The organism is Neokomagataea thailandica NBRC 106555 (assembly GCF_001598495.1).
GTDB lineage: Bacteria > Pseudomonadota > Alphaproteobacteria > Acetobacterales > Acetobacteraceae > Gluconobacter > Gluconobacter thailandicus_A.
Genome location: NZ_BCZB01000029.1, coordinates 1 through 23404, shown reverse-complemented (window position 1 = coordinate 23404; position 23404 = coordinate 1). Strand labels below are relative to the sequence as shown.

Genomic DNA, 23404 nt, shown 5'->3' with positions numbered 1-23404 from the left:
GCTCTTCCAAACGGCTGTTCAACGTCATCAGACCCGCGTTTGCGTCGTCTCATGCGACTGCGTATGCACACCGCCCGTAGGCGCAGACAGATGGCTCGGGCTTTCTGGCGTTGACGCACTGGACGAAGCCATTGATTCATCATCAGCCATATTCTTCTTGAAGGACTTAATACCCTTCGCAAAGTCGCCCATCATGCCACTAATTTTACCGCCGCCACCAAAAACGACGAGAACAACAACCGCAAGAATGACCCAGTGAATGGGGCTCATACCGCCCATGTTCTTATACTCCGAAATGCCAAGGCTTCTCTCATGTGGCAAGGCTTGGCCAATTGTGCAAGCATTCTGCCATACTCAAACGTATTCGACAGACTGTTTTTACGGGATAATGAACCCATAGGTTGGGTTCGGCCGCAACCCCATAACCCCACCGGGGCTCCACCAAACGCGCACAAGTGACCAATCATGCGCGAAGGAGATGTCCTTCACGAGGACGCCATTATCAATACTGCCCGGCGCCCAATTTGCCTGATCAACCAAAATCGTATCATTGGACAACACACGCCTCACCACCGAAACATGCCCATACGGCATGCGAGATGTTGCTTTAAACACCAGAATAGCACCCGATGACGGCTGATGTGCCCGCGCATAACGCCCTGCCGCTTGCCACCACCACCCTGCGGCATTGCCATGCAAATCCACACCGGTTTGCGCCCGTGCATAGGGCGCACACTGCAAAGCTCCGTGAAAACTACGGCCACCACTGCACCCAGCCAGCACCATCACAGCGCACAACACCGGCACGTACCGTAAGGCACGACAGCGTATCATGCGCAGCATACCCATTTTAATGGCGGTTGCGGAACGCAATAATGCGCTCCTCCGCATCATAACGGTCCATCGCTAGGGCCACTTCCGAAACATCGCGTGAAAAGCCATTCCGTGCGAAAATCCCAAGCACACGGTTATGCTCCTCTTGAGGGCGGTCCTCTCGTTGGAACGGCCCCACACGCCGTTTACGCGCCAAAATCAACGCGGCGGCCAACTCCGCCTCTTTTGCTGATGCCTCACCGCGCTCTCCCAGCGAATAGGCCAGCGCGACTCGTGCTGTATCCGCATCCACACCTTTTTGCTGCAAACGCGCTTCAACAGCCCGGCGCGAACGCCCAGACCGCGCCAAATGAGCAGCCTTAATACGCGCAAAGCCGGGGTCATCGACCGCCCCCAAAGCCCGCATCGCATACACGACATCATCAATCATGCCACGCATTGCGCCCAGCTTTTCCGCCAGCTCATCTTCCTTCAAACCCGCTTGAACCGCACGCATACCCCAGCGCCTCAAACGCCGCTCAAGCATCTGCCTCAAGCCCTGCTCTGTTGTGGCGAAGCGGGCCAGATGCGCAAGCGCTGTCTCACGCAGCGTACGAAAATCAGGGGCTGCAGGTATCTCTATCATTTTCATGATTATGAAACTGATTGGACATTTACGGCAAGCAAAGATCGCGTATTGTCATGACATGAGCGTATCATTTTCACCAGCGCTAGACGCTGCCATTCGTTCCCTCCCACAGCGTTACCCCGGACCGGGAGGGGCCGTTGCCATCATCCACCGTGGCGAAGTCATCACTCGACATAGTTGGGGCTATGCCAATGCGGAGCGCCGCATTCCCTTCACGCCCGCGACCCTGTTCCGTATGTGCTCCATCACAAAACAATTCACATGCGCTGCCATGCTGGCCACCACACCAGATCCATCCACGCTGAATGACATTATCGCAGCTCGCCTCCCCCTCCTCAAAGAACCACCGCACGCTCACCATTTGGCTCATAACCAATCCGGCTTACGGGATTATTGGGCCGTAGCGATGCTGCATGGCGCGCCGATTGAAGGATATTTCGGAGATCGGGAGGCAGAACGCGTTATCCGTGGCACGCGCTCACTGCACTTTGAACCCGGCACATCCTATTCTTACGTCAATCAAAATTTCCGCCTGCTCTCAGACGCTTTGCAGGACTATACGGGACGCAGCTTTTCTGAGATTTTACAGTCCTCCATCTTCAACCCCGCCGGCATGGAGCGCGCCATTCTCGCGGCAGAAACCCGCGCCATGCCCGATGGTACCACCGGCTATGAAGGCTCCGTCTCAGCAGGTTTCCGCCCCGCCATTAATAACATTTGGTGGACGGGCGATGCAGGGTTGGGCGCATCTCTGGATGATATGATCGCATGGGAGCGCTTTATTGACGCCACACGTAACGACCCCAACAGCCTCTATAACCGCCTTTCCGCCCCCATAGCCTTTGCCAATGGCACACCAGCCCCTTATGGCTTCGGCCTTCAGCATCTGACATTGCACGGAAAAGAGGTCACGGCGCATGGCGGCGCATTACGGGGCTGGCGTTCTCATCGCTTACACGTTGCCTCTGAAAGACTGTCAATCGTGGTTATGTTTAACCACATGTCCCCCGCACAAAATGCTGCGGCCGAACTTTTAGGGGCCGCTCTTAACGTACCCCCCGCCCAACCTACCGCCACCATTGAAAGCCAACTCACCGGCGTCTATCGCGAGCGGGAAACAGGGCTCTCCGCGCGCATTGACCCCAACGACAACACACTGAGGCTGCGTTACCTCATGTTGCCTGACACGCTCACCTCTATCACGAGCACACAGGCCGAAAATGGCGCCGTGCGCCTACAACAACTGTCAGACAACACCCTGCGCATGGAACACCTCAAAGAAAACCGTACAACTCATCTAGATCTCGCAGACGATATCAGCCCCACCCCTCAAGATCATGACATTACAGCATTAACCGGGGATTATATCTGTCATGAATTAGACAATGCCTGCATATCCATCACGGCAAATGGCGGGGTCATCTATGGTGGTTTCTCCGGCATGCTGGGAGACGGAAAAATGGAGCCACTTCAGCGTCTTGCCCACGACCTCTGGCTCCTTCCATGCCCCCGCGCGCTAGATCATACCGCCCCGGGTGACTGGACCCTCAGCTTCGAACGTGAACATGGCCACGTGAAAGCGATCCGCCTTGGATGCTGGCTCGCACGGGATCTCCTTTATACCCGTTCCTAAACAAAACCTTACAGAAGCATTTGACGGAACGTGTTTTCCAACGTCACAATAGCGACGGAAATACGTTGGCCCCGCCCGGACCCCCATGGATGAACCGGAGCGGGGCTTTCGTGTTCCACTCTGTCACACCCTCTTGAACAGGATTGATCACCATCATGATCGCCTCCCTTATGCCCAACTACAACCGTGCTGACCTCGCCTTTGAGCAAGGACAAGGCATCTGGCTGCAGACGGCGGATGGACGACGATTCATGGATTTCGGCGCTGGCATTGCGGTGTCCTCATTAGGCCATGCACACCCCAAACTGGTCAGTACGATTGCTGAACAAGCCGGCAAGGTCATGCACGTCTCTAATCTTTACCGCGTGCCCCAGTCCGAACATTTGGCCGATTTGCTCGTACAAAACACATTTGCCGATTCGGTGCTGTTTTGTAATTCCGGCGCAGAAGCCAATGAAGGCATGGTCAAAATGATCCGCCGCGCACAGTTCGAGAACGGCCATCCTGAACGGACCCGTATTCTATGCTTTAACGGCGCTTTTCATGGCCGTACCTTGGCCATGATTGCCGCTGGTGGAAACCCTGCATACACAAAGGGCTTTGGCCCCATTGTGGACGGCTTCGACCACATCCCATTCAACAACACAAATACCCTTCGTGACGCGATCACGCCTGAAACGGCAGGCATTATCGTTGAGCCTATTCAGGGTGAAAGCGGAATTAACACGGCGGACATCCACTTCATGAAAGCGCTCCGCGCCGTGTGTGATGAATTCGGCCTCTATCTGGGCTTAGATGAAGTCCAAACCGGCGTCGGCCGTACGGGTAAGCTCTTCGCGCATGAATGGAGCGGAATTAAACCTGACGTCATGTCCATCGCGAAAGGTATCGGCGGCGGCTTCCCTCTCGGGGCCGTACTCGCCACCGAAGAAATCGCCCAACACATGACACCCGGCTCCCACGGCACCACATTTGGCGGCAATCCACTCGCCTGCGCGGCTGGCACGTGTGTGCTGACGGAAATCCTGCGCCCGGGCTTTATCCAAAACATCGAAACCATAGGCACAGCCTTCGGCACCATGCTGGACGATGTCGTCCAAAACTCTCATGGCATTTTTGATTCCGTACGTGGGCTCGGCCTCATGCGGGGGCTACACTGCACAGCACCTGTCGGTGATGTGCTCAATGCCGTCATCCAACAAGGTCTTCTGGCCGTTACTGCGGGGGATAATGTCCTCCGCCTCGTACCACCACTTATCGTCACAGAGGCCGACTGCCGCGCCGCCTGTGACCGCTTGATTGCAGCGACACACTCCCTCACCGCCCTTCAAGCCCACGCCAAAAAGGAATGTGCATCGTGAGCCCTGCTGAACAAAAACCCATCGTGAAGACGTCTAATTTGCGGCACTTCCTCGATATCCGTGACCATAGCGAAAAAACTTTACGGACCATTCTAAGAACAGCCGCCCGCGTCAAAGCTCAACAAATTGACCGCCGTCTCCCTCTCCATCCTGCACGCCCACTAGAAGGACGAAGCCTCGGCCTGATCCTCGCGCAACCTTCAACACGGACACGCGTCTCTTTTGAAGTTGGCATGGGACAGTTGGGCGGAAACACTACCGTTTTATCACCAGGAGACATGCAGCTCGGGCGCGGTGAAAGCATCGCCGATACAGCGCGCGTACTCTCGCGTTTTCTCGACGTTATTGTCCTACGCACCGGCAATGACGCCGCACTACGTGAAATGGCCCAGTGGAGCAGCGTTCCCGTTATCAACGGCTTAACGCCCGTCTCTCACCCTATCCAAATTTTGGCCGATATTCTGACCTTTGAAGAACATCGTGGCCCCATCACGGGCAAAACCTTGGCATGGGTAGGGGATGGCAATAATGTGGCCACTTCCCTTATGGAGGCGGCGGCACGTCTGAACTTTAAAATTCGTATCGCAACACCAGAAGGGTTCTCCCCCAACCCCTCCGTTGTGGACTGGGCACGCCAAAACGGTGCCAGCATTGAACTCTTCACAAACCCCGAAGAGGCCGTGACGGGCGCAGATGCGATCTTGACCGACACATGGGTCAGCATGGGAGATAGTGACCGTGAAACACGCCTCAATGTTCTACGGCCCTATCAGGTGAACACGGCTCTTATGGCAAAAGCTGCACCGGGGGCTCTGTTCTTACACTGCTTGCCTGCCCATATAGGTGAAGAAGTCACGGAAGAAGTCTTTGAAAGCGCTGCTTCCGTAGTGTTCGATGAAGCTGAGAACCGCCTGCACTCCCAAAAAGGACTGCTCCTCTGGGCTCTTGGCGCTGAGCACGACTAATACGCCATCGGTGCGGCACAAAACCGCACCGACTTCATCGCGTTCTTTACGCGTCCAGAAAGGAATTTTTTTTGATCAACAAGCCGCCTTTTCTTGATACGACACGCCCTGACGTCCCTGACATGGTAGTCTCTGGAGGGGTTGTCCCATTCCACCTTGAGCGCTCGCCGGTCCGTGGCCGCGTTGTTCGCCTCGGTGCGCTTGCTGACGCTATTTTATCACGCCATGACGTCCCTGATGCTGTCGCACGCCTCAATGGCGAAGCACTCGCGCTCGTTGCTGCCATGGCATCCGCGCTGAAATTTCAAGGTTCTTTGTCTTTACAAGTCAAAGGCGATGGCCCCGTGTCCATGCTGCTCGCAGATGCCACGGATAGCGGCGGCATTCGTGGCCTCGCACGTCTTGATGACGAGGCGAACCCCAGCGCCCTCCCCGAAGATGCTGCGGGACTACTCGGCCAAGGCTATCTCGCCTTCACCATTGATCAAGGCCCGGATACAGAACGCCACCAAGGCGTGGTCGAAATCAAAGGACAGAGCCTGTCCGAAATGGCTGAGCATTATTTCACTACAAGTGAGCAACATGCCTGCCATATCCGGCTGTTCTGCACACGCGGCCCCAATGGTTGGGAAGCTGGCGCTCTGGTCCTAGAGCGTATTGCTGCTGACGGCGGTGCCGATACTCAGCAAAATGATGCTGAAGATGCATGGGAAACAGCATGCGCCTTCGCGGATACCTTGCGCGAGAATGAGCTCTTTGATGAGAATCTCTCAGCACACGATATTGTCCATCGTTTGTTCGGCACACTGGATGCTCAAGACAGTGCACCGCGCGCATTGGCCTATTCTTGCCGATGCTCACGCTCACGCCTTGTTAACGTCCTCACGCGTTTCAGCGATGATGACCTTGACCATATGGCCGAAGACGGCGTGATCACCATGAAATGCGAATTCTGCAATCATGACTTCCGCTTCGCCCGTGACAATCTCAGTGCAACAGGCCCTGCATGACGTCTCACAGCACGCCCTCCCTCAGCAATATCACCCTACAGGGTGAGGCCGTCACCCAACTCTACCCCGGTTGGGACATGACATCACGTCACGATGTGGCCGCAGGGCTTAGCGTCGTGCTGTTCACCGAGACGCAGAGCAACCGTGAAGCCTGCTGGTGGCTGCTTTCCGGTGCATACCAAAGCAGCCACGCCCTTACCTTACCGGCAGAGGCTCAACAGACGCTCCTGACGGCTTTAGAGCCTCTGTTTCGTCCCTTATCAGACGGCGTCTTAAGCGGCTCTCCTCATGCTGATGCCACTTTTTTCCGCCGTGACCTCCCCATCGCGGCCTTACGGGAGCTCGCATCCGTATGGCTGGATCAGCACGCAGAACATACGGTCCACATCCCTTCGGGGCATGCCGATAATGGCGAAGCGCTTACCTGCCCTAACGGGGACCTCATCCCGGAAGGGCGGGTCAGTACGCTATTACAGACACGTCTCAATGCAGGCGCGCTCATCCTCACATCGCCTTTTTCGGGCGCACCGCTCCGTGCACAAATTTCCTTAGACCTCATCAGCCATACCGCTTACCGCTTTCACGACACAGATGACGGACGTGTTTTTTACCTCATCTGGCCCGTCAATGAGACGTCAGAGCGTCCCTCTTTTTACTATCCCCGAGGGCGGTTGCTCATTTCCGATTCCCCCTTGGCGGCCCTTCTGCCAGACTGGATCTTGGCATGGTTTGCACAAAACCCTGACCACTCCGCCGCCATTGCACAAGCCCGCCCTTTTCTGGCCGAAGACTTTGGTGTTGGCCGTGCGTCTACCGTGCGTTTTCAAACACAAACGATACAGACCACCTCTCCACACGCTGAGCGCCCTGACACCCATCGCTCACCCGCCCAATCTCGGCCAGATTTCCTTCCCGTATTGCCCCTCCCACCCGTAACGCCCCATAAACAAACGGACGATAACTTTTTCCAACGCCTCAAAAAACGTCTTTTTCGACCCAAAACATTATAACGATTTTCTCAATAAGGATCATGGATGATGACGGTACGCTCACTTTTTCTCTCCACTCGCCTTAATCATTCATCCCGCGCGCTCATGCTTGGCCTTTCCTTCATCGGCCTCAGCGCCTGTGCTGATGAAACACAACCAGAGCATTTTAGCCCCCCCGATTTCAGCTATCTCACCCCCCTTCACCTCAACGTCTCCTCAATCAATGTTCAAGATCAAGCCATATCAACGCCAGATACCTTGAGCGCACGCGCCCCTACCCCCCCTGATGCCGCCTTAAAAATCCTTGCTCAACAGCGCCTCGTCAGCACCGGCGCTGCAGGACAAGGCCAATTCATCATCAAACAAGCCTATCTCCAAAAAGCATCTGATGATGCGCTAGACGGCGCCATGGATATTCAACTGAACGTCTCTGATGCTCATAATCAACATACGGGCTACGTTCACGCCCGCGTCACACGTCATTTTACATCAACAGACCAAAGCGCATCCTCACCTGCGGCTCTTGATGCTCTCACCAAGCAAATGACGCAGGACATGAATGTAGAGCTCGAATATCAAATACGTCATCGCTTAGCCGATTGGCTTACAGATGCTGAGGGCAACCCGCTCTCTGGTGGCATTCAACAACAAAACCTGACAGCCCCCGGAACGCCCCCCGCAGGGCCATCAACGGCACAACCCACCCCACAAACGACACCCTCTACAGCAGCACAGACACTCCCCACACACCCAACCTCCCCAGCAAGCATAGAAACGCCTATCTCCAACGTACCAGACGCCATTTTTCCAACCGGGTTGGGCAGTGTATCCCCTGCCCCCTCAGCATCACACTCCCCCAAAGCCGGGGTACTAAAGCTGCCAGCCACAAACGCAACACACGCTCAATAATCGTCCTGCTCGCACGTTCGTGAACTCCATTTCACTGGTGATATAAAGCGGGACATGGTTAAGGATCTGGAGAGGCCGTTCTGGTCATTGCATAATCATATCATTTTATCATACGACCCGACCGGAGTACGACATGGTCAAATCTGACCCAACTTCTGCCCCGAAACCCCGCTTTACGTTACCGCGCCGGAGTGTCACCAGCGCTCTTTTGGGCACAACGGCTTTTTGGTTAACGCAACCCAGCGCCGGCATCTCCCGAGCTCTCGCACGAGAGGCCGCCACCGCACCTTACTCACCACAATTTTTTACCGCAGCAGAATACGCGTTTCTGATGGCGGCAACTGAAAGACTTTTTCCCAAAGATCATAACGGCCCCGGGGCCACAGAGCTTGGCGTTCCCGAATTTATCGACCGTCAAATGCAAACACCCTATGGCGTCGGTGATAACTGGTATATGAGCGCACCTTTTCAGGAAGGCCCTGCAAATTTAGGGTATCAACTGCCACTCGTCCCGCGCGCATTATACCGGCAAGGCATTGCCTCTCTTGAACGCTACACTCACCAACAATACGGCAAAAATTTCGCGGCACTCCCCGCGCCCACGCAAGACATTATTCTCACCGCTCTTGAGGGGGGAAGCTTACAGCTTGAATCCATCCCGGGCCGTACATTCTTCGAGCAATTACGTACCAACACACTAGAAGGTGCTTTTTCTGACCCGCTCTATGGCGGAAATCATAATCTCGGCGGCTGGCTCATGCTCGGTTTCCCCGGTGCCCGCGCTGACTTCATGGACTGGGTTAATCAGGAAGGCACAGCCTACCCTCTACCGCCCGTCTCTCTCTCTGGCCAAACCGCGTAAAAAGTTATTTGATCATGAACACAAAAAATGCAGATGCCATTATTGTCGGGGCTGGCTGGGCTGGCACCATTATGGCCAAAGAACTCACGGAAGCGGGCCTGTCCGTCATCGTCCTAGAACGTGGTAAAGAACACACGACAGCCATTGAAGGCGCCTATCCGGACTCTATTGATGAACTGCGCGGAGCGATCCGCAAACGCCTCTTCCAAAACCTCGCCAAAACGACAGTCACCATCCGCAATACCGTGGATCAAACAGCCCTGCCCTACCGCCAACTGGCTGCTTTCTTACCCGGTGAAGGGGTTGGCGGAGCGGGTTTACACTGGTCTGGCGTACATTTCCGAGCAGACCCGAATGACTTGCGCCTACGGAGCGCCATGGAAGAACGCTATGGCAAAAATTTCATCCCAAAAGATATGCATTTGCAGGATTATGGGGTGACTTATGAGGAGCTAGAGCCCTTCTTTGATAAAGCTGAAAAAGTCTTTGGCACGTCCGGCACGGCTTATACCGTCAAGGGCAAAGTCATTGGTGATGGCAATGTTTTTGCGCCTGATCGCTCCAGTGACTTCCCCTTACCCGCGATGAACGATACGTTTTCAGCCGCTACATTCCGCAAGGCCGCGCATGATGCTGGGTATCACCCCTATTCCCTGCCTGCGGCCAATGCGTCCCAGCCTTATACCAACCCCTATGGCTGCCAAATGGGGCCTTGTAATTTCTGCGGCTATTGCAGTGGGTATGACTGCTATCTCTACTCAAAAGCCTCCCCCAATGTGAACATCTTACCCGCCTTGCGGCAGGATAAGCGCTTTACTCTCATTTCAAACGCCCATGTCCTGCGTGTAGACCTTGATGGCAGCAAAACCAAAGCCACCGGGGTGACATATCTCGACACCACAACCCAGCGCGAAACATCTCTTAAAGCGGATTTGGTGATCCTCAGCGCCTTCCAGTTCCATAACGTTCATCTGATGCTCCTCTCCGGGATCGGTAAACCTTATGACCCCGTCAAAAATACGGGGACCATTGGGCGCAATTTCGTTTACCAAACCATCACAACATCACGCGTCTGGCTGCCTGAGAACAACTACACCAACCAATTCATCGGCGCAGGCGGTGTGGGTGTCGCGATTGATGACTTTAACAGCATGAATTTTGACCACGGCCCGCTTGGCTTTGTCGGCGGCTCCCCTGTGTGGGTCAACCAAGCTGGGGTGAAGCCCATTGCGGCTGCCGTCGGCACGGGGGGACATGGCACCCCACGCTGGGGCAAGGGCTATAAAGATGCCTTGGTTGATACCTACAAGCACTCCCTCGCCATTGATGCCCATGGCAGCAACATGGCGTATCGTGACGTGTACCTTGATCTCGACCCGACATGGAAAGATGCCTACGGCCTCCCCCTCCTGCGCATGACCTTCACATGGAAGGATAACGACATCCGCATGAACCAATACGTGGTCAATAAAATTGCACCCATTGCCCGGGCTATGGGTGCCACGAAAGTCAGCCTCAATCACCTCGAATTTGGGCAGCCTTTTGACACACGCCACTACCAGACAACCCATCTCGGGGGTGGCGCCATTATGGGGGATAACCCCCAAACGAGCGCACTCAACCGATACCTGCAAAGCTGGGACGTCTCAAACGTCTTTGTCATCGGCTCCAATGCCTTCCCGCAAGGAATGGGCTATAATCCAACAGGCACCGTAGCCGCGCTCGCTTACTGGTCTGCCCATCACATTCGGACCACCTATCTGAAATCCCCCGGCCCGATGGTGCAAGCATGAGCAAGCGACACTCTTCTTCCAAGCGCAAGCTCAGCGCAGCAGCTCTGCGTTCTGTCAGTGCAATTGCTGTTTGCCTCTCTAGCATTGGAGCCTCATTAGCCGCGCCTTCGACACCTGATGCGGCTCTTATTGAAAAAGGCCGTTATATCGCTGCGGCCTCAGACTGCTCAGCCTGTCACTCCGTCCAAGGGCGCGAAGAATATACCGGTGGTATGGCCTTTGCCCTCCCCTTTGGTACTATTCACTCAACCAATATTACACCAGACCAAGAGCACGGCATCGGCGCCTATACCGAAGAAGAATTCGCGCGCGCGATACGGCGCGGTATTCGCAAAGATGGCAGTACCCTCTACCCTGCCATGCCTTACCCGTCTTACGCACGCATGACCGATGAGGACATGCATGCTCTGTATGTGTATTTCCACAACGGCACTACACCTTCTGCCGCACAGCCACCGAAAAATACCATCCCATGGCCGCTTTCAATGCGTTGGCCACTCATTTTTTGGCGTGGCATTTTCTCACCAACACCTAAAAAGGCACTCAAAACGACACAAGCAGCCTATGATGACATGATCCTTGCCCGTGGGGCATATCTTGTCGAAGGCCCGGGGCATTGTGGGGCTTGCCACTCCCCACGTGGCCTCGCCATGCAAGAGAAAGCTTTAAGCACTCAGGAAGGAGACGCCTATCTCTCCGGCGGTGCTGCTGTGGATGGCTATATTCCACCCAGCTTACGCGCCGATGACCGCACCGGTCTTGGCCGATGGAGTGAGGATGATATTGCCACCTTCCTAGCCACGGGGCGAAACCAAAAAGGATCGGCCTTTGGCAGCATGACTCCGGCCATTATGCACGGAACGCAAAACCTCTCTGCCGCAGACCTTCATGCCATTGCGCATTACCTGCATCACCTTGGCCCTTCCCGTTTAAAGGAAAAACCTTGGGTGTATGACCCACGCGTCACCAACGAATTGCATCAAGGCCGGACAACAGAACGTGGCGCAATGCTCTACGTGAATAATTGCGCCGCATGTCACCGCACAGATGGCGCGGGTTATCCGGATGTATTCCCACCACTGGCCGGAAACCCTGTGGTCATGAGCGCAGACCCGGCATCCTTGGTGCATATTGTACAAAGCGGCGCCACACTGCCCGCGATGCACAAAGCGCCATCCGCTTTGACGATGCCATCTTTTGAAGGGCACCTGAGTGATCAAGAGATTGCTGATGTCGTCACCTTCATCCGTCAAAGCTGGGGCAATAATGCACCGCCCGTCAGCAAACGTGATGTTGAAAAACTCAAGAAGACCATGCCGCCACGGAATATGAGCGAAGGCCCTATTCCGCAGAATTAGGCGAGGTTACTCCCCGGGATTTTTGTTCTGGGGAGGTTGGTTTTTGTCTTTACTGTACAGTCATCGAGGTACTGCTGCCAAATTTCTGCAAGCGGACATACTGCATGGCGTCCGAGAAGTCGTCACCGCCGATCCCAGCATGTTCAATGCAAACAAGACGGCAGAGCGCGACACAATTCCCCAGCACTGATAGTTAAGAGGGTGCAGATTGGTCTCTACAAACCCCGGGCCAGCTCTCCTATCACCGATTTAAATGACCGGGGCTACCGATCGCCCGTCATGATACCGACAAACCGCACTCACCCAGCATCCGCCCCGTGAGCCCTGATCCTAAGCGACTACTGTATTTTAGAAAGACAGCCACCCGCTTTTCATAGTACGTTTTTGAATACTTTCTCACTCCTCCCCGTAAATGCTATATTTTCTGAGATGGAAAAACCGCATGATAAACTCGAACCAACCACATGATGTGGACAACAATAAATTTTCCATCCAAATTAGAAACATAAAAAACTATTCTTTTCCAATATCTGAAAAATTTTTCAAATTTATATCATGGATATTATATACAGCCGCTTTAAAGGCAGCATACGATTACAGTAAAAACGATTTTTATAGATATATTTTCTTTTTATCGGCATCTATACTCACAGTTTGTGTTTTATCCTCTCTACTCAGTGAATGTCGATATTTTATTCAAGGAACTTTTTTTAATAAATTTCCACCAGAAGATAATTGCAGCACAGCATCCGAAAGACTCAAAATAACGGAAAAAACTTTAAGTATAATATTATTGGTTTTTATATTATTCTTCATTTCCGGATATGATCAACATTGCTTTTTGGATAACATTTTCGGATCCTTTAAGAGATAGATCATTTTACACCAATAGTGACATAAAAATTATTCTAACATTCTATTTTATAATGTGTTTTTATTATAAAGGCTTGTTTGGAAATTGACTGAAGTGTGCTTCACGCTCTGGATATAGATGCCAGAGCAGAGAGGTCGGTGCTGCGTGACAAACGAAGCACTATCCGTCTGATATGATGTCCCCCTTAATGGACGTATCACGGTTTAGTTCAGGCCTTTTGGTTATGTGTTAAGCAGCCTTGCGCCCATAATCTAAGGGGCTTTTCCATTGCAAAGCGGAATGGAGCCTCTTCATGTTGTAGAAATTATGAATGTAATCTGCGATGGCCTGTTCGACCTCCTGTCGACTGCTCCATGATTGCCGCCAAATCAATTCGGCCTTCAGTGTTTTAAAGAAGCTTTCTGTCACGGCATGATCCCAGCAGTTTCCCTTGCGGCTCATGGGAACGATGAAGCCATGCGCAACAAACCGTTTACGATACTCTTCAGAACAATACTGGGAGCCGCGATCGGCATGATGGACACAGCCGGATGTTGACTGTCGCATAGCAATGGCGTGCGCACAGGACGCTGCTTCCAGGCCCTTAAGCCTCGGTCCGTGACGCCAAATAAACGGCAAGCTCGTCCACGCGGAAGAAGCCATGAGCGCGCGATAGAAACGCAAATCTCACGTCTTTTGCCTCGCGAAGAATTATGAACTGCTCCTTCTAGACATTAGATTCAGAAAGATTAATCATACATACAGCCAGATACTTAGAGTTAATCATTTAAGGGGCCTATTTATGACCGACGATGTAGACGAAGAGGTCGAGAAATCTATCCCATCTGTGAAAATGGAGCTGTTGCTTTCCTTTAAAGCAACAGGCCGAAACATTGCTAAAGATGCTTTAAGAGGCGAATTCAACCTAATAAAAGCCTGCCTTAAGTCCCCCTTCACGCCGGAAATAGCAAAACGAATCGCTCATAAGAGTGGTCATTATCTAATCAAACTCGTGAGCCCGCGCACCGATGGTGATAATGCCATCCTGCGGATCGAGGTACCACGTGGAAACCAACTTGGTGACATTCTTCCTTCGACAAACGCACCTGATATTCCATTTTGTAAGGTGATTTTTCGACCACTTGAAATCGATGGATATCCGCCTCGCTCCGTCGTCGATCTAATCCGCAACCCCGAAGAACAGACGACGATTGTTCTGGATGCATTTGCAGAGGTTTTTGGCACGGATGTTCTTGAAGCCTTGAAGACTTCCCTCCTGACAGTTCTTCCTGCTCCAACCCAGCTCGGTATAGGCGAATTCCCGATTATATTTGTTCCAAGACCGGATGGGCAGGATTTACAAATGACCCCTGTATCGCCTGCGGCCGCTTTTATGGGAATGAAACGCGTTACAGATCATTATTTTCAAAAAGCACATCCAGATCGTCCCGTGCCGCGCGGCAAGTGGACAAGACAGGCTGTGAGCGCAAAGCCACAGAATATTTCTGGTGCTATCGGAGGGCCCCGAGTCCGTTTTAGGGCTGATATGCCGACACAGTTGTCACACGAAGAGGCGGACTTATTCCGCTTTGCACAAGGGGGCGCATTTCCGCTGTGGCGTGACAGCGAGGTTGCCGCGCGGATATTACACTATGGGGATCGCTTAACGGCGGATAATGAATTTAACAACAAAAATACACGGGCAGCGCTGGACCGGATGGCGGATGATTTAATCTCCGATGCTGTTGAATTCATCCAAGATACCCTATGCGAAACCACCGACTATGCGAAGCGACAAGGACTTTCTGAAAAGCATTCTGCTCGGCCTACGCTACCCCAATTACTATTAAAACGGCGATGGGAAGGCAAAGATGCCGAAGACAAGGCCCGCAAAGCTCTGACCAGTCCTCATTTTGAACATCGTCTTACCAAAAGCCGTGAGGCGGCGGAGGTTTTGTAATGCCAGAGCTCCGGAATCTTTTTGTACTGCGCGACATTCACGCAAACCGCGTTAATCTGATTATGAACGATTATGCGGCAGGTCTTCCCAGCCCTTTATCCTTCTTGGGACTAGGGGATTTTTTAGCGCGGCGCCTAAAGTTACAGCCTTGGAGCGCGTCTGTTCTCCCTATCCTGCACGCTGTCCATGCCTCAGAAGGGCGGACAAAACCCGAGATGGAGAATAAATCAAACGTTTTCACTCCGATTGAAACAATGGAGGACATGGTCGGCTCGGTCACGGTTTCTTTGCTGATTAATCTGCCCGGCTGCGAAAGCGAGAATGCCTTAGCGCGTGCCTTAACCGGCTGTAGGATCGCTGGAGGTATTATTCAAAATGATGAGGTGAAGGTGCAGGCCCTAACGCCGGATGGGTCCGCCTTCAAGAGTATCCGGCGCGGATATGCCATGCTGCCTCCAGAACAAACCGAGCGGCGGGTTATTTCCAAAGGCGATAATGATAGCCTAGCCAAGATTGCATCTCTTTTATTTCCAGTTGAACGGCCTGCGGGCTTTGGCTGGATCGTGCCCGCGGCGGTCGGCTATCATTTGCTTGAAGATCCGGAGCATGCTCCTAAGCGCACCCGTACCAGAAGCAAAGATATTCCTCATGTTTTTGCTGAGCCTGTGCTTGGCATCGCTGAGTTAGTCTCTGTGCGCAATCGGCGGCTAACGGAGCTTTCTCCCGAAGCATTCGCCTCAGCTTTTTGGCACTGGGACGCACGCGAAGACATGCTTCTGGGGCATTCTGCCTATTTTTCACACAATACATTCAATGATGTGACCAAGGAGGTCTAAACCATGGCTAAAACCAGCGCTCCACTGTCCCTTGAAACCGGAATGCTTGCTTTTGCACGCTCTCTCCAGATCACGGAAGGCTTGTTCTACGCCACGCGTAAAGCAGATTCAGCCGTTGCGACACCTATCGAAATCCTTGAAAAGGGCGTGCGCGGACAGTCATCGGAAGACAAAGCGAAAAATCCCGGCCTGAGTAATCCTCAATCTGTTGAATATGCCATCGTACCCCAAGGACATGACGGGGTTCGTTTGACATTCGCTATCCGTTTCATGCCGTTTTCACGTGCTCCGCACGCCTGCAACAATACCGATGTCGGGTCGGCTTATGAACGCCTCGCTGCGGCATACCGTGAAGCCGGCGGGTATAAGGTTTTGGCCGGTCTATTTTTGTGGAACATTGCCAATGCGCGTTTTGCGTGGCGCAACCGTTTCCAAAGCGACGCCATGTCAGTGAGTATTACGACAAGTGGTGGAACAAGCCTGACATTTGATCCGTTTAAACTCAGTCTTACAGAGCCAGCATCAGCCACAGAACTCAGTTCCGCCTTAATCGGAGGCAACGCTGCCGACCTTGAGAAGGTCATTGATGGCATAGCGTTCGGTTTAGCGAACGAAGACCATGAAGCCTACACGGTGAATGTATCTTGGGATGCAGAAATGGAAGCAGGTCAGGAGGTTTTCCCGTCGCAGGAATATGTTCGCGAGGAAAAGGCCATCGCCAATTTGAGCCGCGTTTTTGCAAAGCTTCCGACCAAATGGGGTGGTCGTTCGCTGATGCAGGCCTCCATGCATTCGCAGAAAATCGGGGCAGCCCTACGCTGCATCGATATCTGGCACGGTGATGCGGATGAAACGAAACCAATACCGGTTAATCCTTATGGCGGCGTACAGGAAACCGGTGCCGTTTTGCGCAACGCCAAAACAAAACGTAGCTTTTACGATCTACGTAAAAACGGCACGACATTGATTGACGGAGTAGAGAGCGCCGCAACCGCCAATGAAATTTCAGGCGACGCTCATTTTGTCATGGCAAACCTGATCCGAGGGGGTGTCTTTGGATCAAGCAGCAAAAAGGCAGAGGCAAAGGGGTGATGGACACGCTGAACGAGGGGAAGGGGCGTTGTCTTGCGACGTCCCGCCTTCTGATCCGTCCCGTACGCGCAGTCATCGAACTCGGAGCAGCCGGGGATGTGCTCTCTGCTGCCATCAGAGCTGTGCATCACGCCAATCGGCACGGCTCAGTTGAAGATTTCATTGCCATCGCCTTCCCCACGATGAAGATGGGGCGAGAGACTATGCTCTCCGGCGACGATATTGAGTTGATTGGGTCAGATGCGTCGCTTGGTAGATTTCTCGAACTTGAAGGAATCATAACACTAAAAAGACGTGGTATGCTGGAAGAAACCTTCCCGGATCAGGTCTATGCTGATGAGGGCATGATAGGTGCGGCTTACGTTCGCGATCGGGCCGTTGAGAAGCATACCCCCGGCTGGATACGCCGTACTGAAGCCCGCGCAGCGCGACGAGGAAAGCCCTTGGGAAAGGCCGTCAAGCAGCGCGAGAACGATCTAAAGTCTCTTATCCTCACACATGGTACAACGGTGTTGCATATCCGTGAGGTCCTTGGCCCCTTCACTGATCGCCCGTTGCACGTCAGTACTTATGGTTTTTCAGCTTCGGGCGATCCGGCTATTTTGCCCGTGTTTCCAGAGAGTGCCCGCACGGTGGATAATGCAGATTAAAGGTGGCCCCCGCCTTCTGGTGACGGATCGGGAAAGCGCCATATATCTTGAACATGCAAGAATACACGTTGAGGGTGAACGGGTCGTCTATCATATCGATGATGATGAAAATCGCCGCGAATTCAATATCCCTCATGTCAATCTCGCGGTTCTCTTTATTGGTCAAGGCACCTCAATCACTCAAGGAGCGATGCGTCTGCTTGGGGAGGAGGGCGTGCATCTTGCCGTCACCGGCAGTGGCGGCACCCCTTTGCATATGGGGAGCCTAACAAGCTACACCGCAACACGACATTTCAGGGAAATGTTGCCAGTCTACTTGTCGGAAGAGAAGTCCCTACAAGCCGCCATATCGGTCATGCAAGACCGGACGCAGCGCATGCGCAAGCTCGGACGCAAAGGAGCTACCAAAGTGCTCCGGGCGCGTGAGACGATGGGATTATCGAAAAAATGTTCCTCTTTTGAAGAAAACCTCCAAAGCTGCGCCAGCATTCAACAACTTTTGGGCTTTGAAGGGCAGTTTTCCAAGGCATGTTATGCCGAATTTGCCTCAATAGCGGCGCTCCCGAAAGATATTCCGTTTCGTCGTGACGCCGGTGCGGGCGAAGCAACGAAAAGCTCTACCGACCGAGTCACGCTAATCAACCGGTTAATCGATCACGGGAATTATCTTTGCTATGGGATGGCCGGTGCGGCACTTTGGGCCTTGGGGATTCCACCACACATGTCGATCTTTCACGGCAAAACACGGGCCGGTGGACTGGTTTTTGATATAGCGGATAGCTTCAAAGATGCCTTGGTGCTGCCCTTGGCTTTTGCCCCGTATAAGGAGAAAAGCGTATCCGAAGCAGAAAAAACGTTTCGCGCCAGATTGATTGAGTCCTTTAACGATCACGCTATCCTTAAAGAGGCCATTGCGACAATCGACAGGCTGATCCTCGCCGCCAACCTGACGTAGAATTTCGAAGATGCGTGAAATCATAGCCGTCTGTAGGTCAGAAAAAAAATCCCGCGTACGGGTCGCCCGTATTCTTGACCGGTATTTCTGGCGCATCGGAGACAGAACCTGGCGCGGCAAAGCGACAAATGCCTGCCTTAACCGCGTTTCGCGTGAATTACGCAAGACCGCCACACGAAATACTGCCGTGGTGCTCCATGAGATCCGATCTGCCGCCTCAAGCCGGAAGCCTCTCATCCGTATCGGTGCGCGGCATGCCTTCTCGGAGGAAGGTGTTGTTCCTGTCGCTACGCATCCCGCCGCTTTTGCCGCACGCCAATCAAATCCTGCGTCCCAAGAGACCGCCGCAGCGATCCTGCGTATCGCAGCATTATTTCATGACCTTGGCAAAGCCACGGTGCTTTTCCAAAAAAAGCTCGACAGAGCAATAAAGAAAGGCCCGCCCGAGGCTGATGCCGTGCGTCATGAGTTATTCTCTGCAGCGATATGGGATGATCTGTTTGGCGCAGTCACAGACGAACAATTATCTCATCAAATCAAAGTTCTGACACCTCGTATGGTCGATGACTCTTGCCTTCGTGTGCAAGATCACTTGGGTAAGCTTCATCGCTCTCCCGATCGTGATCTAGGCCTTGTTTTTACTCAGCATACGGATCGCTTGACTTATCATATTGGCATGCTGATTTTGACGCATCATCGCTTGCCGACGGCAAATCGCGATTGCCAAACCCTTCTGGCCGAACGGCATGTAAATCAGAACAGCGATCTGACGCCTCCTGAGGATCTCGCCATAGCGCCAGGAACACCATTCTGGCACGAAAATTGGTGGCTCACAGCCTTAAACCGGGAAGCTAACAGGCTGCGTTTGGGGCCGTCAGTATCAAGTGCAGATATGGCCATACGTGCTTCGCTCATGTTGGCGGATCACTTGGGGTCTGCAATGAAAACTCCCCATGAGGACAGTGAGGGGCATCTGGCAAATACGGTCAGAGCCGATGCGGGAGGCCCGATATTACGTGCTGATAGCCTCTCACGCCACACCAAACGGGTCTATCAGTACGCTCGTTTTTCTTTTGATGCGACACACCGTCAGAGAGATCGGTATCCGGCCCTCAGCGAAGACGCGATGCCCCCCGAAGTCGCGTTCCCTCAGCCACCTTCCGATACGCGCTTTACATGGCAATCGACAGCAGCTCAGGCTGCAAGAAAGTTATGCTTGGAAAACGAAGGCGGATTTTTCGGTGCAATCATTGCTGGCACAGGCACGGGGAAAACGCGCGGCGCCCCCACTATTCTTGCGGCTGCCAGTCTCGGAGATCATATCCCCGAGCGCCGCTATTTCAGAATGAGCCTTGGCCTCGGATTGCGCGTTTTAGCCACACAATCGGCTAAAGAATATGTCAGGGATCTGCACTTCGGTCAGGACGATGTGTCGGTTTCGGTCGGTGCGCCGCCCTTAGAATTTGACGAGACCCTGACTGCCCCCCCGGATGACAGTGGTTCGGAAAGTCTGATGAACATGCCTGAATGGCTACGCATTCAGAAGGCTGATGGTCCTATCCCCGAAGAGGGCGATGAGCAGGAAGAGAGCTGGCTTCGAGGGCTTTCTTTGGATACAGGGCGCTGTCTTCCTGCCTTCGTGGACATGTTCCTTGATCGTGCCGGAGACAGAAATGGAAACGGTCGCAGGTTTCTAAACGCACCTATTCTGGTTTCAACCATCGACTATCTGATGCCTGTCGCCACTCCGACAAGCGCACGCTTTTTATTACCTTCGCTGCGTGTCCTGAGTTCCGACCTTATATTGGACGAGATCGACCAATATGACGGAGAGGATCTCGCGGCGATCGGGCGTTTGGTGTTTCAAGCAGGGGCCGCAGGGCGCCGTGTCATCATCATGTCAGCCACCCTCACCAAAGAGATCGTTGAAACACTACAGTCTTCCTATCACGCAGGTTGGAAGGAGTATGCGCGGTCTTTAGGGATGTCAGAAAGATGCAACCTTCTGATTTGCGGGGATAATCCGGACTCGCTTTCCGTAAATGCCGATGACGAGCCTTGCGACGTGGTGTTCAAGCGTTGTTGTGACGCGATATTGCGTGGTTCTGGAACGACACCGGCCCTTCGGCGTGGGAAAGTTCTTCCCCCCGTGCCGACATGGGAAGAGCTTGTCACAACAGTAGATGCGGCTTGTTCAGCCGCACATAACAACAACGCCATAGAGATTGATGGGGTCCGCGTTTCGATCGGGCTCGTTCGGATGACGCGAATTCGGCACACGGCTGATTTGGCACACCAGATCAATGCTGGCAATATCGGCGGAAGGCTCCGCGTGCTCCTTTGTCTCCATTCACAAATGACACGATTGGTACGGGGTTGGATCGAGGCCCGCTTGAAGCAGGCCCTCACCCGTAAGGGAGACTTCCCCGAAGCTGGCGTCAAAGCTCTATGTGACGAAGCACGGCTCTTTGAACGTGCATCCGAGATTGGTGCCAAGGATATTGAAATCGTTGTTATCACGTCGCCCGTTATAGAGACTGGTAATGATCTGGATTTTGACTATGCGATTATCGATCCGATCTCGACGCGCGCCATCATTCAAACCGCAGGACGAGTAAGACGGCACCGCCTTCCTCTCGGAAATACCCCGAATGTGTGGATATTGGGACAAAGTCCTATTGCTTTAAATACTGGCAAGCTCAAGATGCCCGGTGTCGAAACAGATTTGAACAGGGATACGCAGGTTCCAAGGACTGCTCTTCTTGATGGCTACGAAGGACGCTTATTTTCGGAGATCGTAGGCGATAACGTGTTCAAGCGTATCGATGCCGCAATAGTACTTGACGATACGGTGTCCTTTCCACTCAAGCGGGCAGAGGCTGAACTTTGTCGCAAGATGATCTCCATCAGCCCTGACGCACCGTTGGGTCGTTACATTTCATCACCCACAGCACGATGGAATACCAAGGTCTCTCAGATGCGCAAATTTCGCAGAACCAACCAGCGCGAAATCCGCTTTGTGATGAGAGGCGAAACGTTGTCCGATGCTGTCTGGTATGTGGATATGGCCCCGGGCACAAGAAACAGCATCTTGCGAGAGGCTGGAGACAGCATTCGCTCTACCCATTTACGTCTGCCTGAAGCGGTTTTGTCGGATCATAACGTCGAACGGGCTTGGCAAGCCTATACCCAAAACAGACGAGACATTTCGTCCGTTGAACTTGCATCCCTTATGAGCGTGAACCTTCCCGTCAAGGATGATGAAACGCGTGTGGATGTCACCATGGATGATATGATCGGATTAGTTCGAGGCACTTTTGAGGATCAATAATCTAGACCTGAGAAAAGTATTTTATTACAGTGCATTAAGTCGGGTCTTTGAAAAGATGGTGTGATAGCCCTAAAATTGGTAGTGCGCTGAGATAAATAGCTTTTACATGTGCGAAGTTACTGCTCCCCGCCGGGTAGGCGGCTGAGAGATCCAGCAATTGGAGCAATCGCCCCAGCAATAAGCTCCCCGCCGGGTAGGCGGCTGAGAGAAATAGAGCGTCATTGCATCCATAAGGCGTAATGCTCCCCGCCGGGTAGGCGGCTGAGAGACTCGGCGATGAGACACGCTTCCCTAGACTGACGCTCCCCGCCGGGTAGGCGGCTGAGAGATCCAGCAAGCCTCAGGAACCTTCTGAAGGGTAGCTCCCCGCCGGGTAGGCGGCTGAGAGATACCGTTGACGGTACAAATGTTGCACTTCTGTGCTCCCCGCCGGGTAGGCGGCTGAGAGAACGGGTGGATCGAATAACCAACTCCGAGTATGGCTCCCCGCCGGGTAGGCGGCTGAGAGAGGAAATCAGGGTGCGCGTGGGACACAGATATGGCTCCCCGCCGGGTAGGCGGCTGAGAGAAGTCTGCTCCAGTCGCCCCCGGGGTAGTTATGGCTCCCCGCCGGGTAGGCGGCTGAGAGATGACACCATAAAGTTTTCACCAGAGAATGGTAGCTCCCCGCCGGGTAGGCGGCTGAGAGATTGTCATTGCAGTCAATGTTGCTGCTTGGCAGGCTCCCCGCCGGGTAGGCGGCTGAGAGAATCTTCCACAAGATTTTTTGGAGCAGATATGGGCTCCCCGCCGGGTAGGCGGCTGAGAGAAGCTCACTCATCGCGGGATCTTCCGACAATGCGCTCCCCGCCGGGTAGGCGGCTGAGAGACGTTCGGTAATTTCTTATACCAATGCTTAATCGCTCCCCGCCGGGTAGGCGGCTGAGAGACCATACACACAAGGCATGGGGTCAACGCTGGATGCTCCCCGCCGGGTAGGCGGCTGAGAGAAGTGCAGCGCATGAACGACGTGAGAACATATAGCTCCCCGCCGGGTAGGCGGCTGAGAGATGCGGGTCGATCATCGTGTTGACGATGGCCGGGCTCCCCGCCGGGTAGGCGGCTGAGAGATCCACATGGCTCTCACGTGGGTGCTTCCCGCCGCTCCCCGCCGGGTAGGCGGCTGAGAGATATGCGGATGCGCTGGCGCAGCCGGGGTTTAAGCTCCCCGCCGGGTAGGCGGCTGAGAGACTGATGGGGTGCTACCTGCTCACCTTGCATCAGCTCCCCGCCGGGTAGGCGGCTGAGAGATCATGACCGAAACCACCTGAAAGGCTAAGAGGGCTCCCCGCCGGGTAGGCGGCTGAGAGATACCGGAAACCCTAAGCATCCCTAAGCATCCCGCT

Annotated in this window: 18 protein-coding genes, 1 pseudogene and 1 CRISPR repeat array; of the genes and pseudogenes, 15 read left to right on the top strand and 4 right to left on the bottom strand. The window is 53.6% G+C overall.

All coding sequences use genetic code 11. From position 1 onward, the window contains the following. Positions 1 to 27: 27 nt before the first annotated feature. The 3 genes from tatA to NTH01S_RS09740 form a co-directional block, all read right to left on the bottom strand. Positions 28 to 279, bottom strand: coding sequence for a twin-arginine translocase TatA/TatE family subunit (gene tatA / locus NTH01S_RS09750; RefSeq protein ID WP_068173185.1), 252 nt, complete (start codon positions 277 to 279; stop codon positions 28 to 30). Between the two features lie 99 nt (positions 280 to 378). Next, positions 379 to 873, bottom strand: a complete 495-nt coding sequence (locus NTH01S_RS09745; protein WP_370664322.1) for a CHAP domain-containing protein — start codon at positions 871 to 873, stop codon at positions 379 to 381. Further along, positions 851 to 1459 carry a RecX family transcriptional regulator gene (locus tag NTH01S_RS09740; protein WP_068173180.1) on the bottom strand — a complete coding sequence of 203 codons (609 nt, stop codon included), beginning with the start codon at positions 1457 to 1459 and terminating at the stop codon, positions 851 to 853. The genes NTH01S_RS09745 and NTH01S_RS09740 overlap by 23 nt, the downstream gene beginning before the upstream one ends. Before the next feature lie 61 nt (positions 1460 to 1520). Between NTH01S_RS09740 and NTH01S_RS09735 the strand changes: the two genes are divergently transcribed. The 9 genes from NTH01S_RS09735 (at position 1521) to NTH01S_RS09695 (ending at position 12342) form a co-directional block, all read left to right on the top strand. Further along, complete coding sequence (locus tag NTH01S_RS09735) at positions 1521 to 3095, top strand: D-aminopeptidase (protein WP_068173203.1); 1575 nt, start codon at positions 1521 to 1523, stop codon at positions 3093 to 3095. 155 nt (positions 3096 to 3250) lie between these two features. After that, complete coding sequence (locus NTH01S_RS09730; protein ID WP_068173178.1) at positions 3251 to 4456, top strand: aspartate aminotransferase family protein; 1206 nt, start codon at positions 3251 to 3253, stop codon at positions 4454 to 4456. Further along, entirely contained in the window at positions 4444 to 5421 is a 978-nt protein-coding gene (argF, locus tag NTH01S_RS09725) for an ornithine carbamoyltransferase (RefSeq protein ID WP_068173175.1), read from the top strand. The genes NTH01S_RS09730 and argF overlap by 13 nt, the downstream gene beginning before the upstream one ends. Positions 5422 to 5495: 74 nt before the next feature. Beyond that, the gene (gene hslO / locus NTH01S_RS09720) at positions 5496 to 6431 is read left to right on the top strand and encodes an Hsp33 family molecular chaperone HslO (protein ID WP_068173200.1); all 936 of its coding nucleotides are present in this window, start codon (positions 5496 to 5498) and stop codon (positions 6429 to 6431) included. Beyond that, positions 6428 to 7441, top strand: a complete 1014-nt coding sequence (locus NTH01S_RS09715; RefSeq protein WP_068173172.1) for a hypothetical protein — start codon at positions 6428 to 6430, stop codon at positions 7439 to 7441. The genes hslO and NTH01S_RS09715 overlap by 4 nt, the downstream gene beginning before the upstream one ends. 24 nt (positions 7442 to 7465) lie before the next feature. After that, a complete protein-coding gene (locus tag NTH01S_RS09710) occupies positions 7466 to 8329 on the top strand; it encodes a RodZ family helix-turn-helix domain-containing protein (protein WP_245642330.1) in 864 nt (287 codons plus the stop codon). 133 nt (positions 8330 to 8462) lie between these two features. Next, positions 8463 to 9191: a gluconate 2-dehydrogenase subunit 3 family protein gene (locus NTH01S_RS09705; protein WP_068173171.1), complete on the top strand. Its 729-nt coding sequence runs from the start codon at positions 8463 to 8465 to the stop codon at positions 9189 to 9191. 14 nt (positions 9192 to 9205) lie between these two features. Next, on the top strand, positions 9206 to 10984 hold the full coding sequence (locus NTH01S_RS09700) for a GMC family oxidoreductase (protein ID WP_068173165.1): 1779 nt from the start codon (positions 9206 to 9208) through the stop codon (positions 10982 to 10984). Continuing rightward, the gene (locus NTH01S_RS09695) at positions 10981 to 12342 is read left to right on the top strand and encodes a c-type cytochrome (protein WP_084367280.1); all 1362 of its coding nucleotides are present in this window, start codon (positions 10981 to 10983) and stop codon (positions 12340 to 12342) included. The genes NTH01S_RS09700 and NTH01S_RS09695 overlap by 4 nt, the downstream gene beginning before the upstream one ends. A 1102-nt stretch (positions 12343 to 13444) precedes the next feature. Here the strand turns inward: NTH01S_RS09695 and NTH01S_RS09690 are convergent. Next, positions 13445 to 13744: pseudogene (locus NTH01S_RS09690) on the bottom strand (IS3 family transposase); the annotation flags it as partial. A 253-nt stretch (positions 13745 to 13997) separates the two neighbouring features. On the opposite strand from NTH01S_RS09690, the gene NTH01S_RS09685 reads away from it, so the two are divergent. The 6 genes from NTH01S_RS09685 to NTH01S_RS09660 are packed head-to-tail and all read left to right on the top strand — an operon-like array spanning position 13998 to position 22019. After that, positions 13998 to 15155 carry a hypothetical protein gene (locus NTH01S_RS09685; protein WP_068173158.1) on the top strand — a complete coding sequence of 386 codons (1158 nt, stop codon included), beginning with the start codon at positions 13998 to 14000 and terminating at the stop codon, positions 15153 to 15155. Next, entirely contained in the window at positions 15155 to 15991 is an 837-nt protein-coding gene (locus NTH01S_RS09680) for a type I-F CRISPR-associated protein Csy2 (protein WP_068173155.1), read from the top strand. The genes NTH01S_RS09685 and NTH01S_RS09680 overlap by 1 nt, the downstream gene beginning before the upstream one ends. Positions 15992 to 15994: 3 nt before the next feature. Continuing rightward, the gene (gene csy3, locus NTH01S_RS09675; protein ID WP_068173153.1) at positions 15995 to 17083 is read left to right on the top strand and encodes a type I-F CRISPR-associated protein Csy3; all 1089 of its coding nucleotides are present in this window, start codon (positions 15995 to 15997) and stop codon (positions 17081 to 17083) included. Beyond that, positions 17083 to 17733 carry a hypothetical protein gene (locus tag NTH01S_RS11900; protein WP_068173151.1) on the top strand — a complete coding sequence of 217 codons (651 nt, stop codon included), beginning with the start codon at positions 17083 to 17085 and terminating at the stop codon, positions 17731 to 17733. Before csy3 ends, NTH01S_RS11900 begins: the two co-directional genes overlap by 1 nt. Further along, a complete protein-coding gene (gene cas1f / locus NTH01S_RS09665) occupies positions 17723 to 18688 on the top strand; it encodes a type I-F CRISPR-associated endonuclease Cas1f (protein ID WP_068173147.1) in 966 nt (321 codons plus the stop codon). The genes NTH01S_RS11900 and cas1f overlap by 11 nt, the downstream gene beginning before the upstream one ends. A 10-nt stretch (positions 18689 to 18698) precedes the next feature. Further along, on the top strand, positions 18699 to 22019 hold the full coding sequence (locus NTH01S_RS09660) for a CRISPR-associated endonuclease Cas3'' (RefSeq protein ID WP_068173144.1): 3321 nt from the start codon (positions 18699 to 18701) through the stop codon (positions 22017 to 22019). Between the two features lie 121 nt (positions 22020 to 22140). Further along, positions 22141 to 23369: direct repeats of the CRISPR family, unit length 28 nt; unit sequence GCTCCCCGCCGGGTAGGCGGCTGAGAGA. Positions 23370 to 23404 lie beyond the last annotated feature (35 nt).